The sequence below is a fragment of the Rhodococcus indonesiensis genome, from assembly GCF_047782815.1.
Classification (GTDB): domain Bacteria; phylum Actinomycetota; class Actinomycetes; order Mycobacteriales; family Mycobacteriaceae; genus Rhodococcus; species Rhodococcus indonesiensis.
Genome location: NZ_CP180630.1, coordinates 1,933,820 through 1,948,093, shown reverse-complemented (window position 1 = coordinate 1,948,093; position 14,274 = coordinate 1,933,820). Strand labels below are relative to the sequence as shown.

Genomic DNA, 14,274 nt, shown 5'->3' with positions numbered 1-14,274 from the left:
GCCGAAGAGTTCCTCCCGGACGGCGCATCCGTGCCTGCCGGATACCCCAGGAGCGCCGGAGAAACCCCCTCCGACCAGGCGATGTGGCGTATCGCCGACAATGCGCTACGCTAACTCCCGCCCCACCGAGCAACCGGTGGAGTCCGGAACGCCCTCGTAGCTCAGGGGATAGAGCGCTTGCCTCCGGAGCAAGAAGTCGCAGGTTCGAATCCTGCCGAGGGCACCACGGGAACGGCCCCGCGTCGCAGTGCGACGCGGGGCCGTTCCCGTTCTGCGGCCCGAACCTGGCGCAGGACGTTGAGACCAGGTGTTGTGAAACGCGGACTCGTCACGAAGCAGGATGTGCGCATCGGCCACGCCCAGGGATTCTGTGTTCATCGTCCGATGTCACCGACTGCCACCCCTTGTGAGAACCCGTACAGCATCAGCGCCACCGCGCCGAGCAGTGACACCGCCGCGGTGACGACGAGCAGCGACCCCAGGCCGAGGGCGGGTATCGCGGCACCGGCGAGAGCCGGTGCTGCGACCGAGCTGAGGGCTCCCACGACCAGGCAGGCTGTGAACGCCGCACCGGCGCGCTCGGGTACCAGCTCGGCGGTCCAGACCGCGAGCACCGCGGATCCTGTCATGTACCCCATGCCGAAGATGCACGCCGAGGCTGCGGTCGCGGCCACGGAGCCACTGGACAGCCCGAGCAGCCCCAGCGCCGCACCGACCGTTGCGAGGCACAGCGCGGCGACCCGGACGCTTCCCAGTCGCTGCGCGAGGGTTCCGGTCGCCACCCCCACCATGCCGGTGAGACCGACGGCCGCGTAGAGAGCCGGGACGGCCGCCGCCGGGAGGGTGCCGCTGTCCAGGACGTCGGCGGCATAGGTGAAGTAGACGACCACGACCGCGAAGTAGACAACTGAGTAGGCTGCCGGGGCCCGCAGCGCTGCCACCAGCGAGGAGGCTCCGGGTCGTGCCTCCGGGTGCGGGGCCGGCCTGGTCCGCGGCACCAGGCGCAGGTTCACGAGTGCGGCGGCCACGGCGGCGAGGGCGATTCCGGCCCAGACCAGGCGCCACGAGCCCACCGCGGCCAGGACGGCCAGCGCGCCCAGCAGTACCAGTCCGCCGCTGGTGCCGGTGGTGATGATCGCCAACGCTCGGGGCTGCTGCCGCGAGGGCACCGATCGGGTCACGATGTCGGAGTAGGGCGCCCAGACCCAGCCACCGGCGCTGCCGGCCAGGACGACACCGACGGCGAGCAGCCCCGGGGACTGCGCGAAAGTAACGATCACCGCCCCCGCGGCGCCGCAGGCCCCGCCCACTGTCGTCGGCGCGCGCGACCCATGGCGAGCGGCGAGCCGTCCGGCAAGCAACAGGCCGGCCAGGTAGCCCGCAAACGTTGCGCTGGCGACGAGGCCGAGCACCAGCTCGGAGAGCCGCAGGTCTTCCCGGATGTCGGGCAGTGTCAGGCCGTAGGCGTAGCGGGCCATGCCGAAGGCGACTCCGACCACCGCAGCTCCGGCCAGGCCGATCCGCCCGCCTGGGGAGAGCGTCATGAATTCCCCCTCATGCCGTGGGCCCGGCTACGTCACGGACCTCGGCCCGACTCTCGGGAGCATCGACACTCACTGCGTGCATGCACCGACCCTCCCACGGCCGGATCAACTCGGTCACCTGCGGCCGACAACCGCGAGACCGGGTGTCAGTCCGCCGGATCCTGCTGGGCGGCCGCGGTGATCGGCGCCATGTCGAAATAGTCGCGCCAGCCGGCGATCCTGCCGTCGACGACCTCGAAAGCCCCCATCACCGGCAGTTCGACGGTCCGTCCCCCGAGCGTGAACACGTCGACCCGCTCGTTGAGCACCACGCCGCCGTGAACGGCCTGGTGCCGGATGCGGAAATCGATGCCGCCGAACGAGGCGACGAACCCGGCGATGAACTCCTCGATCGCCGCGCGCCCACGCACCGGTTCCATCGGAATGTTGTGGTAGACGGCGTCGTCGGTGAAGTAGGACGCAAGCACGGCCGGGTCGGGATCGGCCCAGCGGCGGCAGAATTCGGTAACGAGCTCGTCGGGGGTCATGCGGTTCCTTCCGTCAGGCCCGGGCGAAGCGCGCCGGGTCGGTGCCCGGGACCCGGCGCGCGCGGCCTCTCTCGATGAGGTGCCGCACATGCGCCGAGGCCTCGGACAGCGCCATCTGCTTGCCCGTGGGCGGAGTCTGGTCCCAGGGGCGGTACCACGTCATCCGCTCGGCAGCCTGCCACAGGGTCAGCTCCTCGTCGCCGAATGCGGCGTACAGATCGTCGAGGCGTCGTTCGTGATGCTCGACAAGGGCACCGGTGCGGGCCGCGAGGTCGTCGATCGGCTGCCGGTGCGCGGGCAGGGTGCGCCGGGCCGGGAGCGTGCCGACGGCACGCAGCGAGTCGATGAACTCGCCGAGGGCGTCGCGTTCGGCGAGCGGGAAGTCGAAGTCGCCCACGTGTGGGGTCGTGGTGGCCAGGACGTGGTCGCCGCTGAAGAGGATGTCGTGTTCCTCCAGGTAGAAGCAGGCGTGGCCGGGCGTGTGCCCGGGGGTGAACACCGTGCGCAGGGTGCGGCCGGTGAGCGCGATCCGCTCGTCGGTGGCGAGCTTGCGGTCGGGATGAACGTCCGGCTTGCCGGTCGCGCGTTCCCCACTCGCCCGCTCGAGATAGACGGCGATCTGGTCGTCGGGAGCCCCGGCGCGGCGCCACTGCTCGGCCTCCCACTCGGCGTTGCCGTCGCCGGAGGTCATGAGCTCGAGCTGACCGAAGTCGTCCTCGTGCATGCCGACCCAGCAGCCCGACGCCTCCCGGATCCGGCCGGTCAGGCCCACGTGGTCGGGATGGAAGTGCGTGACGACCACTCCCTCGACGTCCGCGACTGAGGCACCGACGGAAGCGAGGCCGTCCTGCAGCGCGGTCCAGGATGTGTCGTCGTTCCAGCCGACGTCGACGAGGACCAGTCCGCGCGGCGACTCCATCGCGTACACCTGGGTGTCGCCGACCGGCAGGTCGCCGACCGGGACAGGGATGCGGAAGATGCCGTCGCCCATGTCGCAGGCGTGGTCCATGGGTCCTCCAGGCACTAGATCGTTAGCTCGTCTATGAACACAAACAGTAAACTATTTGGGCTCGTGCGGCTCGATGATCGCCACGATCGAGCAGATCTCGCCTGCGGGGATGGCGAAGTGCTCGGTGACCGCCACGGTGAGGACGGTGTCCCCGGCGTCGAGGTCGAGCAGGAACCGCGCGACGACGTTCTCGTCCCATTCGCGGAATGTCAGCTCCCGCACCCGCCGGATCGGGCGGTACTCGGGGCCGTGCTCGAGCCGGTCCCGGATCTCGACGCCGGTGTCCCCGGTGCGCACCCCGTTCTCGACCCGCCACGCGTCGGCCGCGAGCCGGACATGCGACGCGTCGTGACTGACGAGGGAACGGATGTAGGAGCGGGCCATCGCGACGCGGGCGCTGTCGGTGGGGGCGCCGGCATGCTCGGCGATCGCGGCCATCAGGGCCGGGGCCCAGTCCGGTCGGCAGATCACCAGATCCGGCAGGTAGGGGTGGGGGCGGTTGTACTCGAGTTCGCTGCCGTCGATGCGGGCGCAGTACAGCCCCGCCGCCTGCGCGACCCCCACCGGCGCCGCGGAGTCCCACTCCCACTGCCCGCCGGCGTGCACGTACGCGTCGACGTCGCCGCGCACCACGGCCATGGCCTTGGCCCCGGCGGAACCCATCCGCACCACGTCGGCGCCGAGGGCGCGGGCGACGTCCGCGACGAACACTGGCGGCCGGCTCCCGCTGACGACGATGCGGGGCCGTCGGCCGGCCAGTGGCCGCAGTTCGGCACGCCCGACGTCCGCGGTGCCGTAGACGGCGCCCACGGCCGGCTGCGCGACCGCGGCGGCGGTGATACCGCGGCCGGCCTCCCACAGGGCGATGTGCACGGCCCAGTCCTCGTGGTCCGGCATGCCGTACTCCTTGGATCCGTCGAGCGGGTCGACGATCCACACCCGCTTCGCGTGCACCCGCGCCGGGTCGTCGGCGGATTCCTCCGAGAGCACCGCGTCGGCAGGGCGTTCGGCGGCGAGCCGCCCGAGGATGAAGGCGTCGGCGGCGCGGTCGCCGTGGCGGCCGAGTTCGCGACCGGTGAGCGCGTCGGCCTCGGCCGCGCGGACGGTCAGCAACAGTTCTCCTGCAGCGGTGGCGATCTCGGCGGCGAGGGCGGCGTCATCGGTCATGGGGCCAACAATTCCATGATCAGTCCGGCCTGCGCGACCGGATCGCCGTACTGGGGCCGCAGCACCAGTTCGGGACCGGTGGGTGGCTCGTAGGGGTCGTCGATGCCGGTGAATCCGGAGATCTCCCCGGCTCGGGCCCGCGCATACATGCCCTTCGGATCGCGGGCCTCGCAGTCGGCGAGCGGGGTGTCGACGAACACCTCGAGGAACGGCAGCCCGGCCTGCCGGTGCTGTTCGCGGATCCGGTCCCGGTCGGACCGGTACGGGCTGATGAGCGCGCAGATCGTCACCAGCCCCGCGTCGGCCATCAGCTGCGCCACCGCACCCACACGACGGACGTTCTCCGCGCGGTCCTGCGGCCCGAAACCGAGGTCGGAGTTGAGGCCGTGCCGCAGGTTGTCCCCGTCGAGCCGGTAGGCCGGCACGCCGGCCGCGAGCAGACGCCGCTCGAGCGCCGCGGCGACGCTGGACTTGCCCGACGCCGACAGGCCGGTCAGCCACACCGTCGCTCCCCTCGAGAGGCGTTCGGCGCGGGTCGCCTCCGCCGCGTGCCACACGACGGGGGCGGCGGCGAGGGTGGGGCCGGTGATCATCCCGGCGGCGACGGTGCTGCCGGTCGCGTCGTCGACGAGCACGAAGCTGCCGGTGGTCCGGTTGCGCCGGTAGGGGTCGAACAGCACGGGACGGCGGGTCCGCAGCTGCACTCGCCCGATCTCGTTGAGGGTCAACGACCGTGCCGCCCCGTCGCGGTGCAGGGTGGTCACGTCGAGCCGGTAGTCGAGCCGGACCACCTGCGCGGCGGTGGCGTTGGTGGTGTGCAGCAGGGTGTAGGTGGCGTCGGGCGCGAGACCCGGGCCCTCGGCGAGCCAGCACACCATCGCGTCCAGCTCGTGCCCGACGAGCGGCCGGTTCCCGGGGCGGCACAGCATGTCGCCGCGTCCCACGTCGAGGTCGTCCTCGAGCTCGAGGCACACGGCGCTGCCCGCGAAGGCACTCGGCACCGGGTCGCCGCCCGGGCCGTGGACGGCGCGCACCCGCGTGCCGTAGCCCGACGGCAGCACCAGCACCTCGTCGCCAGGAGCGAAGACCCCGCTCGCGACGGTGCCCGCGTAACCGCGGAAGTCGCGGTGCTCGCCGTGCCCGGGACGGATCACGTACTGGACGGGAAAGCGCGCGTCGATGAGGTTGCGGTCGGAGTCGACGTGCACCTGCTCGAGACGGTGCAGCAGCGAGGCACCCTCGTACCAGGTCATGGCGGTGGTGCGGTCGACGACGTTGTCGCCGAGCAGCGCCGAGACCGGCACGAACGTCAGGTCGTGGATGTCGAGTTTGGCTGCGAACGTGGAGAATTCGGCGCAGATCTCGTCGAAGCGCTGCTGCGACCAGTCGACCAGGTCCATCTTGTTGACGCACAGCACGAGATGGGGGACGCCGAGCAGGCTGGCGAGGAACGCGTGCCTGCGGGTCTGCTCGACGACGCCCTTGCGGGCGTCGACGAGGATGAGGGCGAGGTCGGCGGTCGAGGCGCCGGTGACCATGTTCCGGGTGTACTGCTCGTGGCCGGGAGTGTCGGCGACGACGAAGGCGCGGTGCGGGGTGCAGAAGTAGCGGTGGGCGACGTCGATGGTGATGCCCTGTTCCCGCTCCGCCCGCAGCCCGTCGGTGAGCAGCGCCAGGTCGGGGGTGTCCATGCCGCGCTCGCGGCTGGTGCGGGCGACGGCGTCGAGCTGATCCTCGGGCACGGCCTTGCAGTCGTGGAGCAGCCGGCCGATCAGTGTGGACTTGCCGTCGTCGACGCTGCCGGCGGTGGCGATGCGCAGCAACCGGGTCATCAGAAGTAGCCCTCCTTCTTGCGGTCTTCCATCCCGGCCTCGGAGATCCGGTCGTCGGCGCGGGTGGCGCCGCGCTCGGTGACGCGGCTGACCGCGACCTCGGCGACCACCTCGTCGGGGGTGGCGGCGGTGGATTCGACGCAGCCCGTGCACGTCGCGTCGCCGACCGTGCGGAACCGCACCATCGCCTCGCGCGGCTCGTCGCCCGGCAGGAGCGTGAGGAACTCGTTGAGCGCCAGCAGCATTCCGTCGCGCTCGACGACGGGCCGTCGATGGGCGTAGTAGAGCGGCGGCAGCTCGACGTGTTCGTCGCGGACGTAGTTCCAGATATCGAGCTCGGTCCAGTTGGACAGCGGGAACACGCGGATGTGCTCGCCGCGGCGGTGCCGGCCGTTGTACAGCTGCCACAGTTCGGGGCGCTGCGCCTTCGGGTCCCACTGACCGAACTCGTCGCGGAAGGAGAACACGCGCTCCTTGGCGCGGGCCTTCTCCTCGTCGCGCCGGGCACCGCCGAACACCGCGTCGAAACCGCCTTCGCGGAGGGCACGCAGCAGCGTCCGGGTCTGCAGCCGGTTGCGGCTCGCATGCGGACCGACGTCCTCGACGACCCGGCCGGCGTCGATGTCGTCCTGCACCGACGCGACCAGCAGCCGCACCCTGCGGCGGGCCACCTCGGCGTCGCGGTAGGCGAGGACCTCGGGGAAGTTGTGGCCGGTGTCGATGTGCAGCACCGGGAACGGGATCGGCGCCGGCCAGAATGCCTTGGCTGCCAGGTGCAGCATGACCGCGGAGTCCTTGCCGCCGGAGAAGAGCAGCACGGGACGCTCGAACGTGGCCGCCACCTCCCGGAAGATGTGCACGGACTCGGCCTCGAGGGCGCGCTGCAGGGGCAGTTCGTACGACGGCGTGAGGGTCATCGCGGCTCCAGCTCACGAGCGTCGGTCCAAATATGTACCGACTCGGTCGAAAGGTTCGCCCCGAACGATAGAACGAGTTTCAGTTCCGGGTCAACGCCCCCGCCCGGCGGCTATGCGGCGCAGGGCTCGGCCGTCATCGGCTCGGGCGACGCCCGCCGAGCTCGCGCGTGACGGCTTCGGCGGTGGCCACGAGCGCGGCCCCGCGCCGTGCGATCTCCCGATTGGCCAGCGTCGCGCCCACGTGGAGCGTGAGCACGACCGATTGGCGCCCGTCCGCGTCGTGGACGGGCGCGGCGAGCAGGTTCACCGGGTGCTCGGCGTCGTCCGGTTCCGCGCCGGTGAGCAACACGCGCTCCCCCAGGCTGGAGACCATCTCCCCCAGCAGTTCGCGCAGCTCCGCCGGGAGGTCGTGCGCTGCCACCCCCGCCATCAGCGCATGCAACCGCCGCCCCCCGGCGGTGAGCGACTCGACAAGGTACCCCGCGGCGCGGCACTCGGCGACCACGTCGCGCAGGCGTTCCCGGTCCAGCCGCACCGGCAGCGTCGGCTCGCGCGCCAGCCACTGCTCGAGCCGCTCGTCGGAGTCCCACAGCACGTACATCAGCCCCACCGGCGGCGCGAACGGGTACACCTCCCCCACCCTCGCCCCGGCGCCGGCCGGATCGGGCCCGGCGACGTCGAGGACCGCGATGCGGTCGCCCACGACGGCCGACGCGGCGCAGGTGGCGCCGAACTCGGCGCCGAGCGCGGCCAGGTGCCGGTGGGTGACAGGGCCGACGGCGAAGCCGCGCTGCGCGGCCCGGCCCGCGACGATCAGCGCGGGACCGAGCCCGTACGACCGGTCGGCGGGATGACGCATCAGGTAGCCGGCGTCGGTCAGCGCGGTCAAGATTCCCAGGCACGTCGGTTTGCTCATGCCCAGCCGGCGCGCCAGCTCGGAGAGCCCGAACCGGGCCTCCGGGTGTGCGACCAGGTGGTCGAGGACCTGCACGACCCGCTCGGTCGGTGGCGAACGCCGAGCGGACGACGGCGCGGCGGCCTCGGTCATTGACGCCTCCTTGGAACACGTTCTATCGTCGCTGCACCAGGAGCCTACCGCACCGGTACATATTTGAACCGCAAGGAGATCGTGTGCTCACCGATCCGCTCACGTCCGCCATCACCGAGGCCGAGAAGCTCGTCGCGACGGCGCCGCACATCCGCACCGAGCAGGACCTGATCGAGGGGTACCGCTACCTCGCCGGCGGGATCGCCGCCTGCGTGCACGCCGCGTGGGCGGTCGAAGCGCCCCATCCCACGTTCGTCACCGGCACCGGCCCCTACACGAAGATGGGGCTCGACAACCCCGACACCCTCTACTGGGGTGCGCGTATCCGCGACGACGCCGAGTACGTCGTCACCGGTCGCCGCGGCACGACGTGCGACCTGAGCTTCCAGGTGCTCGCCGGCAACTACACCGACGCCCAGGTGCCCGGCAATGTCACCGCGTTCGACGACCGCGAGCTGCACGTCGCCGACGACGGCACCTTCGAGGTCCGGTTCGGCCCCGGACCCGCAGACCCCGGGAACAACTACTTCACCCTCACCCCCGGTTCGTCGCAGCTCGTCGTCCGGGAGGTCTACAGCGACTGGTCCCAGCGGCGCGGCACCCTGCGCATCGACCGGCTCGATGCGCTCGGAACCCCGCCCCCGGAACCGACCCACGACGATGCCGCCGCCCGCTACCGGCGCGCCGGGAAAGCGCTGGTGTCGCGGGTGCAGACGTGGCTGCAGTTCCCGCAGTGGTTCTACCTCGACCTGCCGGTCAACACGGTCACCGCTCCGCGGCCGACGCCCGGCGGCCTGGCCACGCAGTACTCGTCCGTCGGGCACTTCGAACTGGGCGACGACGAGGCGATGATCCTCACCGTGCCCGCCTCCGATGCGCCCTACCAGGGCTTCCAGCTGGGCAGCCTCTGGTATATCTCCCTCGACTACGTCCACCACCAGACCTCGCTGAACAATGCACAGGCCCAGGTGGATCCGGACGGGATGATCCGCATGGTCGTCTCTGCCCGCGATCCCGGCATCGCCAACTGGGTCGAGACCCTGGGCCGCAGCCACGGCTTCCTGCAGTTCCGCTGGCAGCGGCTCGCCCGCGAACTCACGGTCGCGGACGGCCCGACCGCCGAGGTGCTCCCGTTCGACGACGTGCCCGCGGCACTTCCGTTCCTCGACCGCAACCGCGTCACGCCCGAGCAGTGGGCCACGCGGATCGCCGCCCGTCAGACCGCGATCGCCGACCGGATGCTCGGGTGAGCGCCGTGACCACCCCGAGCCCCCTGCTCACCGGACAGGTCGTCGTGGTCAGCGGTGTCGGGCCAGGGCTCGGCCGCACCCTCGCCCTGCGGTGTGCCGAGCACGGCGCCGACGTCGTGCTCGCCGCCCGCACCGCCGCCCGCCTCGAGGACGTCGCGGCCGAGGTCACCGCCCGAGGCCGGCGCGCGGTTCCGGTCCCGACCGACATCACCGATACCGACTCCGCATCCCGGCTCGTCGAGGCGGCCCTCCGCGAGTTCGGCCGGGTCGACACCCTGGTCAACAACGCGTTCTCGGTGCCCTCGATGAAACCGTTGGCGCGCACCGACTTCCAGCAGATCCGCGACAGCGTGGAATTGACCGTCCTCGGCGCACTGCGCCTGACGCAGTTGTTCACCGAAGCCCTGACCGCGACGAAGGGCTCGGTGGTGAACATCAATTCGATGGTGCTGCGGCATTCGCAGGAACGCTACGGCAGCTACAAGCTGGCCAAGTCGGCCCTGCTGGCGGTGTCGCAGTCCCTCGCCACCGAACTGGGCCCCCAGGGCATCCGCGTCAATTCCGTTGCCCCCGGCTACATCTGGGGCGAGACCCTGAAGGGGTACTTCGAGCACCAGGCGGACAAGTACGGCACCACCGTCGAGCAGATCTACCAGCACACCGCGGCCGGCACCGATCTCAAGCGCCTGCCCACCACCGAGGAGGTGGCCGACACCGTGATCTTCCTCGCCTCCCCACTGGCCCGGGCCGTCACCGGCCAGTGCCTGGACGTCAACTGCGGCGAATACCACCACTGAACAGCCGTGCGTGGTTTCGGTAGCCACTGCTACCGAAACCAGGCACGGGGATCGGAGATCCATGACCGAACGCACCAGCGTCGGCACCGTCGAGGACCTGCACGCCTCCGCGTCCCGGCTGACCGGCCTGACCGACTTCGGCGACGACGACTACACCGAGGCCCTCGGTGTCCTGCTCGACTCGTACGCGCGCGACGAGCAGCTCACCCCGCTGGGCAGCAAGATGTCGCGGGTGTTCCTGCGCGGCGCCCTCGTCGCCCGACTGCTGAGCGAGGCGGCCTGGCGTGAGCACCCCGAGCACGCCGACGTGACGATCGAACGCCCGATCTTCGTGACCGGACTGCCCCGCACCGGCACCACCGCACTGCACCGCCTGCTCACCGCCGACCCCGCCCACCAGGGACTCGAGATGTGGCTGACGGAGATGCCGCAGCCCCGGCCGCCGCGCGAGACGTGGCCGCAGAACCCGGCGTTCGCCGCGCTCGAGGCGGGCTTCGCCCGGCACCACATCGAGCACCCCGAGTTCATGGGCGTGCACTACATGTCCGCGGGCGAGGTCGAGGAGTGCTGGCAGCTGCTGCGGCAGTCCTTCCGGTCGGTGTCGTACGAATGCCTCGCGCATCTGCCTACCTACTCGCAGTGGCTCGCACAGCAGGACTGGACCGGCGCGTACGCCCGGCACCGCAGGAACCTGCAGCTGATCGGGCTGCCGGACACCGGCAAGCGCTGGGCCCTGAAGAACCCGAGCCACCTGTTCGCCCTCGACGAACTGCTCACGGTCTACCCGGACGCGCTGATCGTCGTCACCCACCGCGACCCGCGCACCGTGATCCCGTCGGTGTGCAGCCTGGCCGCGCACGCCACCGACGGCTGGTCGCACACCTTCCGCGGCGAGAACATCGGGCGCAGCCAGCTCGAGCTGTGGGCGCGCGGGTTCGACACCTTCGAGGCGGCCCGGCGCCGGCACGACCCGGACCGGTTCGTCGACGTGGACTACCGCGACTTCGTCGCCGATCCCCTCGGCACGGTGGGCGCGGTCTACGACCGGTTCGGCATCCGGCTCACGACCGCCGCCGAAGAGGCGATGGCCGCGCTGCACGCCGAGAGCCGCAGCGGGGATCGCCGGCCGGCGCACCGCTACCGGCTCGAGGACTTCGGGCTGAGCGCCGCCGAGGTGGACGAGCGATTCGGGGACTACGCCCACCGCTGACCCGCGGCGACCGCCGCGCCGGCGAGGACGTCGAGCAACGGGAACAGCGCGGCGGCCACGAGATCCCCGGTCTCGACGAACACCTGCGCGGACAGGCCGATCGGGTCGGGGATGTTCGGGGTCCGGGCCGCGCCGCTCGGATCTCGGCAGGCATCGAGCCGGGCGACCGTCGCCGCGCCGGTGACAGTCGCGATGCGGTGCGCCTCGGTGAGGGTGAACGACTTCGCCGCGGCCCCGGCGACCAGACCGGATACGCGGTCGCGCTGTTCCTCGCTCATGGTCAGGACCAGGTCGGCGCCGTCGACCATCGCCGCGGTCACCCGGCGGGCGCGGAAATCGCTCGCATCCGCGCCGAGTCCGGCGATGACCGCGGCCGCCCGGGGTTCGACGGGATATCCGACGAGCGCCCGGGTACCCGCGCTCTCGGCGGTCAGGTCGGCCCACCCGGACTCGCACGCGTACGCCCGCGTCAGCCGCTCCGCGATCACGGACCGGCAGACGTTGCCGCTGCAGACGAACAGGATGTGCACGCGCGCACTGTAGCCGTCGCGAATCGAGCGGCGGGCAGACACATTTGGATGTCGTCGCGGGTTCACGTGACGTTGTCCCGGCCGTTGCGTGTCGTTCACCCCGGCGCCCGGTCCCGCAGGGGACGGAAGCTGTGTCCGCGTCACCTCGACGCGGCACCACGTGGGATGATCGACGTATGCCCGCACCCCTACCGCTCGATCCGATCGCCGAGGCCCATCGCCAGTGGACGGCCCACGGCTGGGGCGAGGTCGCGGACGGCATGGCCGCGGTGACCTCGGTGATGCGCGCGCAGCAGATCATGATGGCGCGGGTCGAGGAGGTCCTCAAACCGTTCGGGCTCACATTCGCCCGATACGAACTGCTGACGCTGCTGCATTTCACCCGGACGGGGGCGCTGCCGATGGCGAAGGCCAGCGCCCGCCTGCAGGTCCACCCGACCAGCGTCACGAACGCCGTGGACCGGCTCGAGGCCGCCGGTCTGGTGCGCCGCACCCCGCACCCGAGCGACCGTCGCGCGACGTTGGTGGAACTGACCGACGAGGGACGAGCGCTGGCCGTCGCGACCACCGAGAAGCTCAACGCCGAGGTGTTCGCCCGCCCCGGCGTGCCCGATGATCAGCTCGAGACGCTGCTGCGCATCCTGGCGGGCCTGCGCCACGATGCCGGCGACTTCGACACCGGAGGCGAGCCCACCCGCTGGTGAAACACTCCGGGGCCGTTCCGCACTCGTGCGGAACGGCCCGGAGTGTTTCACCACGATCAAGCGTGCTCGAACTTCGGCGCGCGCTTCTCGACGAACGCGGCCATGCCTTCCTTCTGGTCGGCGGTGGCGAACGTCGAGTGGAACACCCGCCGCTCGAACTTCACGCCCTCGGCGAGGGTGGTCTCGAAGGACCGGTTCACCGCTTCCTTGGCCATCATCGCGACGGGCAGCGACATCGACGCGATCGTGGTCGCCGCCTCGAGCGCCACGTCGAACAGGTCCGCGGCCGGCACGACGCGCGAGACCAGGCCCGCACGCTCGGCCTCCTCGGCGTCCATGTTCCGCCCGGTCAGGCACATGTCCATCGCCTTGGCCTTGCCCACGGCGCGGGTGAGCCGCTGCGAGCCGCCGATGCCGGGGATGACACCCAGCTTGATCTCGGGCTGGCCGAACTTGGCGGTGTCCGAGGCGATGATGAAGTCGCACAGCATCGCCAGCTCGCAGCCGCCGCCGAGCGCGTACCCGGAGACGGCGGCGACGATCGGCTTGCGGGCCGCGGAGAGCCGATCCCACTGGGAGAACAGGTCTTCCGCGTACACCTCGGAGAACGTCTTGGGCGCCATCTCTTTGATGTCGGCACCCGCGGCGAACGCCTTCTCGGAGCCGGTGAGCAGGATGGCACCGATGCCGGTGTCGGCCTCGAGTTCCTCGACGGCCGCCACCACCTCGCGCATCAGCTGGCTGTTGAGGGCGTTGAGCGCCTTGGGCCGGTTGAGCGTGATGATGCCGACGCGGTCCTTGCGGTCGAGCAGGATCGTCTCGAAGTCCGTCACTGGTTTTCCTGTTCTGTCGAGCGGTTGCGGATCTCGGTGATGATGGCCGAGAAGTCCAGTCCGCCGCCACCCGAGGTGTTGAACCGGTGGTAGATCTCCGCCGCCCGCAGCCCCAGCTCGGCGTCGACGCCGTTGGCGCGCAACGCGTTCGCGGCCAGCCCGAGGTCCTTGTCCATGAGCGCGGCGGCGAATCCGGGCTGGTAGTCGTTGTTGGCGGGAGTGGTGGGCACCGGGCCGGGCACCGGGCAGTTGCTGGTCAGCGCCCAGCACTGGCCGGAGGCGTTGGACGCGACGTCGAACAGGGCCTGGTTGGTCAGGCCGAGCTTCTCACCGAGGACGAAGGCCTCGCTGATCGCGATCATCGACACACCGAGGATCATGTTGTTGCAGATCTTGGCGGCCTGGCCGACGCCGGAACCGCCGCAGTGCACGACCTTGCGGCCCATGACCTCGAGCAGCGGCTTCGCAGCCTCGAAGTCCTCTTCCGACCCGCCGACCATGAAGGCCAGCGTGCCGGCAGCGGCGCCCGCGACGCCGCCGGAGACGGGCGCATCGATCGCGCGGTGCCCGGCCTGCACAGCCTTCTCGTGGGCGGCGCGGGCGTCGGCGACGTCGATGGTGGAACTGTCGACGAACAGGGTGTTCGGCCGGGCGGCCGCCAGGACCTCGTCGTAGAGCTTCAGCACGAGGCCACCGTTGGGCAGCATGGTGATCACGACGTCGGCGTCGCGGACGGCGTCGGTCGCGGACTCGGCAATCGTCAGGCCGTCGGCGCGGCCCTGTTCCTGGGCCGCGGGCACCGGATCGAAGCCGGTGACCGGGTAACCGGCCTTGACCAGGTTCGCGGCCATCGGTCCGCCCATGTGACCGAGACCGAGGAAGGCGACGTTCGGCAGTGTGCTCATG

14 protein-coding genes and 1 tRNA gene are annotated in these 14,274 nt (G+C 71.1%); 5 read left to right on the top strand and 10 right to left on the bottom strand.

The window, feature by feature from the left end:
• The first annotated feature begins 150 nt into the window (after window positions 1-150).
• Window positions 151-226 (top strand) — tRNA-Arg (locus ACM26Y_RS09155).
• Window positions 227-374: 148 nt separating this feature from the next.
• Here the strand turns inward: ACM26Y_RS09155 and ACM26Y_RS09150 are convergent.
• From ACM26Y_RS09150 to ACM26Y_RS09120, 7 genes are all read right to left on the bottom strand, one after another.
• On the bottom strand, window positions 375-1,544 hold the full coding sequence (locus tag ACM26Y_RS09150) for an MFS transporter (protein WP_416063276.1): 1,170 nt from the start codon (window positions 1,542-1,544) through the stop codon (window positions 375-377).
• 146 nt (window positions 1,545-1,690) lie between these two features.
• Entirely contained in the window at window positions 1,691-2,071 is a 381-nt protein-coding gene (locus ACM26Y_RS09145; RefSeq protein ID WP_003935235.1) for a limonene-1,2-epoxide hydrolase family protein, read from the bottom strand.
• A 13-nt stretch (window positions 2,072-2,084) separates the two neighbouring features.
• Window positions 2,085-3,080, bottom strand: coding sequence for an MBL fold metallo-hydrolase (locus ACM26Y_RS09140; RefSeq protein ID WP_416063275.1), 996 nt, complete (start codon window positions 3,078-3,080; stop codon window positions 2,085-2,087).
• Window positions 3,081-3,131: 51 nt separating this feature from the next.
• Window positions 3,132-4,247 carry a 3'(2'),5'-bisphosphate nucleotidase CysQ gene (locus tag ACM26Y_RS09135; RefSeq protein ID WP_416063274.1) on the bottom strand — a complete coding sequence of 372 codons (1,116 nt, stop codon included), beginning with the start codon at window positions 4,245-4,247 and terminating at the stop codon, window positions 3,132-3,134.
• Window positions 4,244-6,079 carry an adenylyl-sulfate kinase gene (gene cysC, locus ACM26Y_RS09130; protein ID WP_289379145.1) on the bottom strand — a complete coding sequence of 612 codons (1,836 nt, stop codon included), beginning with the start codon at window positions 6,077-6,079 and terminating at the stop codon, window positions 4,244-4,246. Before cysC ends, ACM26Y_RS09135 begins: the two co-directional genes overlap by 4 nt.
• Entirely contained in the window at window positions 6,079-6,996 is a 918-nt protein-coding gene (gene cysD / locus ACM26Y_RS09125; protein ID WP_416063273.1) for a sulfate adenylyltransferase subunit CysD, read from the bottom strand. The genes cysC and cysD overlap by 1 nt, the downstream gene beginning before the upstream one ends.
• 133 nt (window positions 6,997-7,129) lie before the next feature.
• On the bottom strand, window positions 7,130-8,044 hold the full coding sequence (locus ACM26Y_RS09120) for an IclR family transcriptional regulator (protein ID WP_416063272.1): 915 nt from the start codon (window positions 8,042-8,044) through the stop codon (window positions 7,130-7,132).
• An 83-nt stretch (window positions 8,045-8,127) separates the two neighbouring features.
• Between ACM26Y_RS09120 and ACM26Y_RS09115 the strand changes: the two genes are divergently transcribed.
• From ACM26Y_RS09115 to ACM26Y_RS09105, 3 genes are all read left to right on the top strand, one after another.
• Window positions 8,128-9,294: a hypothetical protein gene (locus ACM26Y_RS09115; RefSeq protein WP_416063271.1), complete on the top strand. Its 1,167-nt coding sequence runs from the start codon at window positions 8,128-8,130 to the stop codon at window positions 9,292-9,294.
• On the top strand, window positions 9,291-10,091 hold the full coding sequence (locus ACM26Y_RS09110) for an SDR family oxidoreductase (protein ID WP_416063270.1): 801 nt from the start codon (window positions 9,291-9,293) through the stop codon (window positions 10,089-10,091). Before ACM26Y_RS09115 ends, ACM26Y_RS09110 begins: the two co-directional genes overlap by 4 nt.
• Window positions 10,092-10,152: 61 nt before the next feature.
• The gene (locus ACM26Y_RS09105) at window positions 10,153-11,301 is read left to right on the top strand and encodes a sulfotransferase family protein (RefSeq protein ID WP_416063269.1); all 1,149 of its coding nucleotides are present in this window, start codon (window positions 10,153-10,155) and stop codon (window positions 11,299-11,301) included.
• Here ACM26Y_RS09105 and ACM26Y_RS09100 read toward each other — a convergent pair.
• Window positions 11,286-11,831: a protein-tyrosine-phosphatase gene (locus ACM26Y_RS09100; RefSeq protein WP_040781461.1), complete on the bottom strand. Its 546-nt coding sequence runs from the start codon at window positions 11,829-11,831 to the stop codon at window positions 11,286-11,288. The genes ACM26Y_RS09105 and ACM26Y_RS09100 overlap by 16 nt on opposite strands.
• A gap of 176 nt (window positions 11,832-12,007) precedes the next feature.
• Here ACM26Y_RS09100 and ACM26Y_RS09095 point away from each other — a divergent pair, with 176 nt between their 5' ends.
• The gene (locus tag ACM26Y_RS09095; RefSeq protein WP_003935225.1) at window positions 12,008-12,535 is read left to right on the top strand and encodes a MarR family winged helix-turn-helix transcriptional regulator; all 528 of its coding nucleotides are present in this window, start codon (window positions 12,008-12,010) and stop codon (window positions 12,533-12,535) included.
• A gap of 56 nt (window positions 12,536-12,591) precedes the next feature.
• On the opposite strand, the gene ACM26Y_RS09090 is transcribed toward ACM26Y_RS09095, so the two are convergent.
• Both ACM26Y_RS09090 and mmsB read right to left on the bottom strand, forming a co-directional pair.
• Complete coding sequence (locus tag ACM26Y_RS09090) at window positions 12,592-13,368, bottom strand: enoyl-CoA hydratase (protein ID WP_003935224.1); 777 nt, start codon at window positions 13,366-13,368, stop codon at window positions 12,592-12,594.
• On the bottom strand, window positions 13,365-14,273 hold the full coding sequence (mmsB, locus tag ACM26Y_RS09085; protein WP_416063268.1) for a 3-hydroxyisobutyrate dehydrogenase: 909 nt from the start codon (window positions 14,271-14,273) through the stop codon (window positions 13,365-13,367). The genes ACM26Y_RS09090 and mmsB overlap by 4 nt, the downstream gene beginning before the upstream one ends.
• Window position 14,274: the final 1 nt, after the last annotated feature.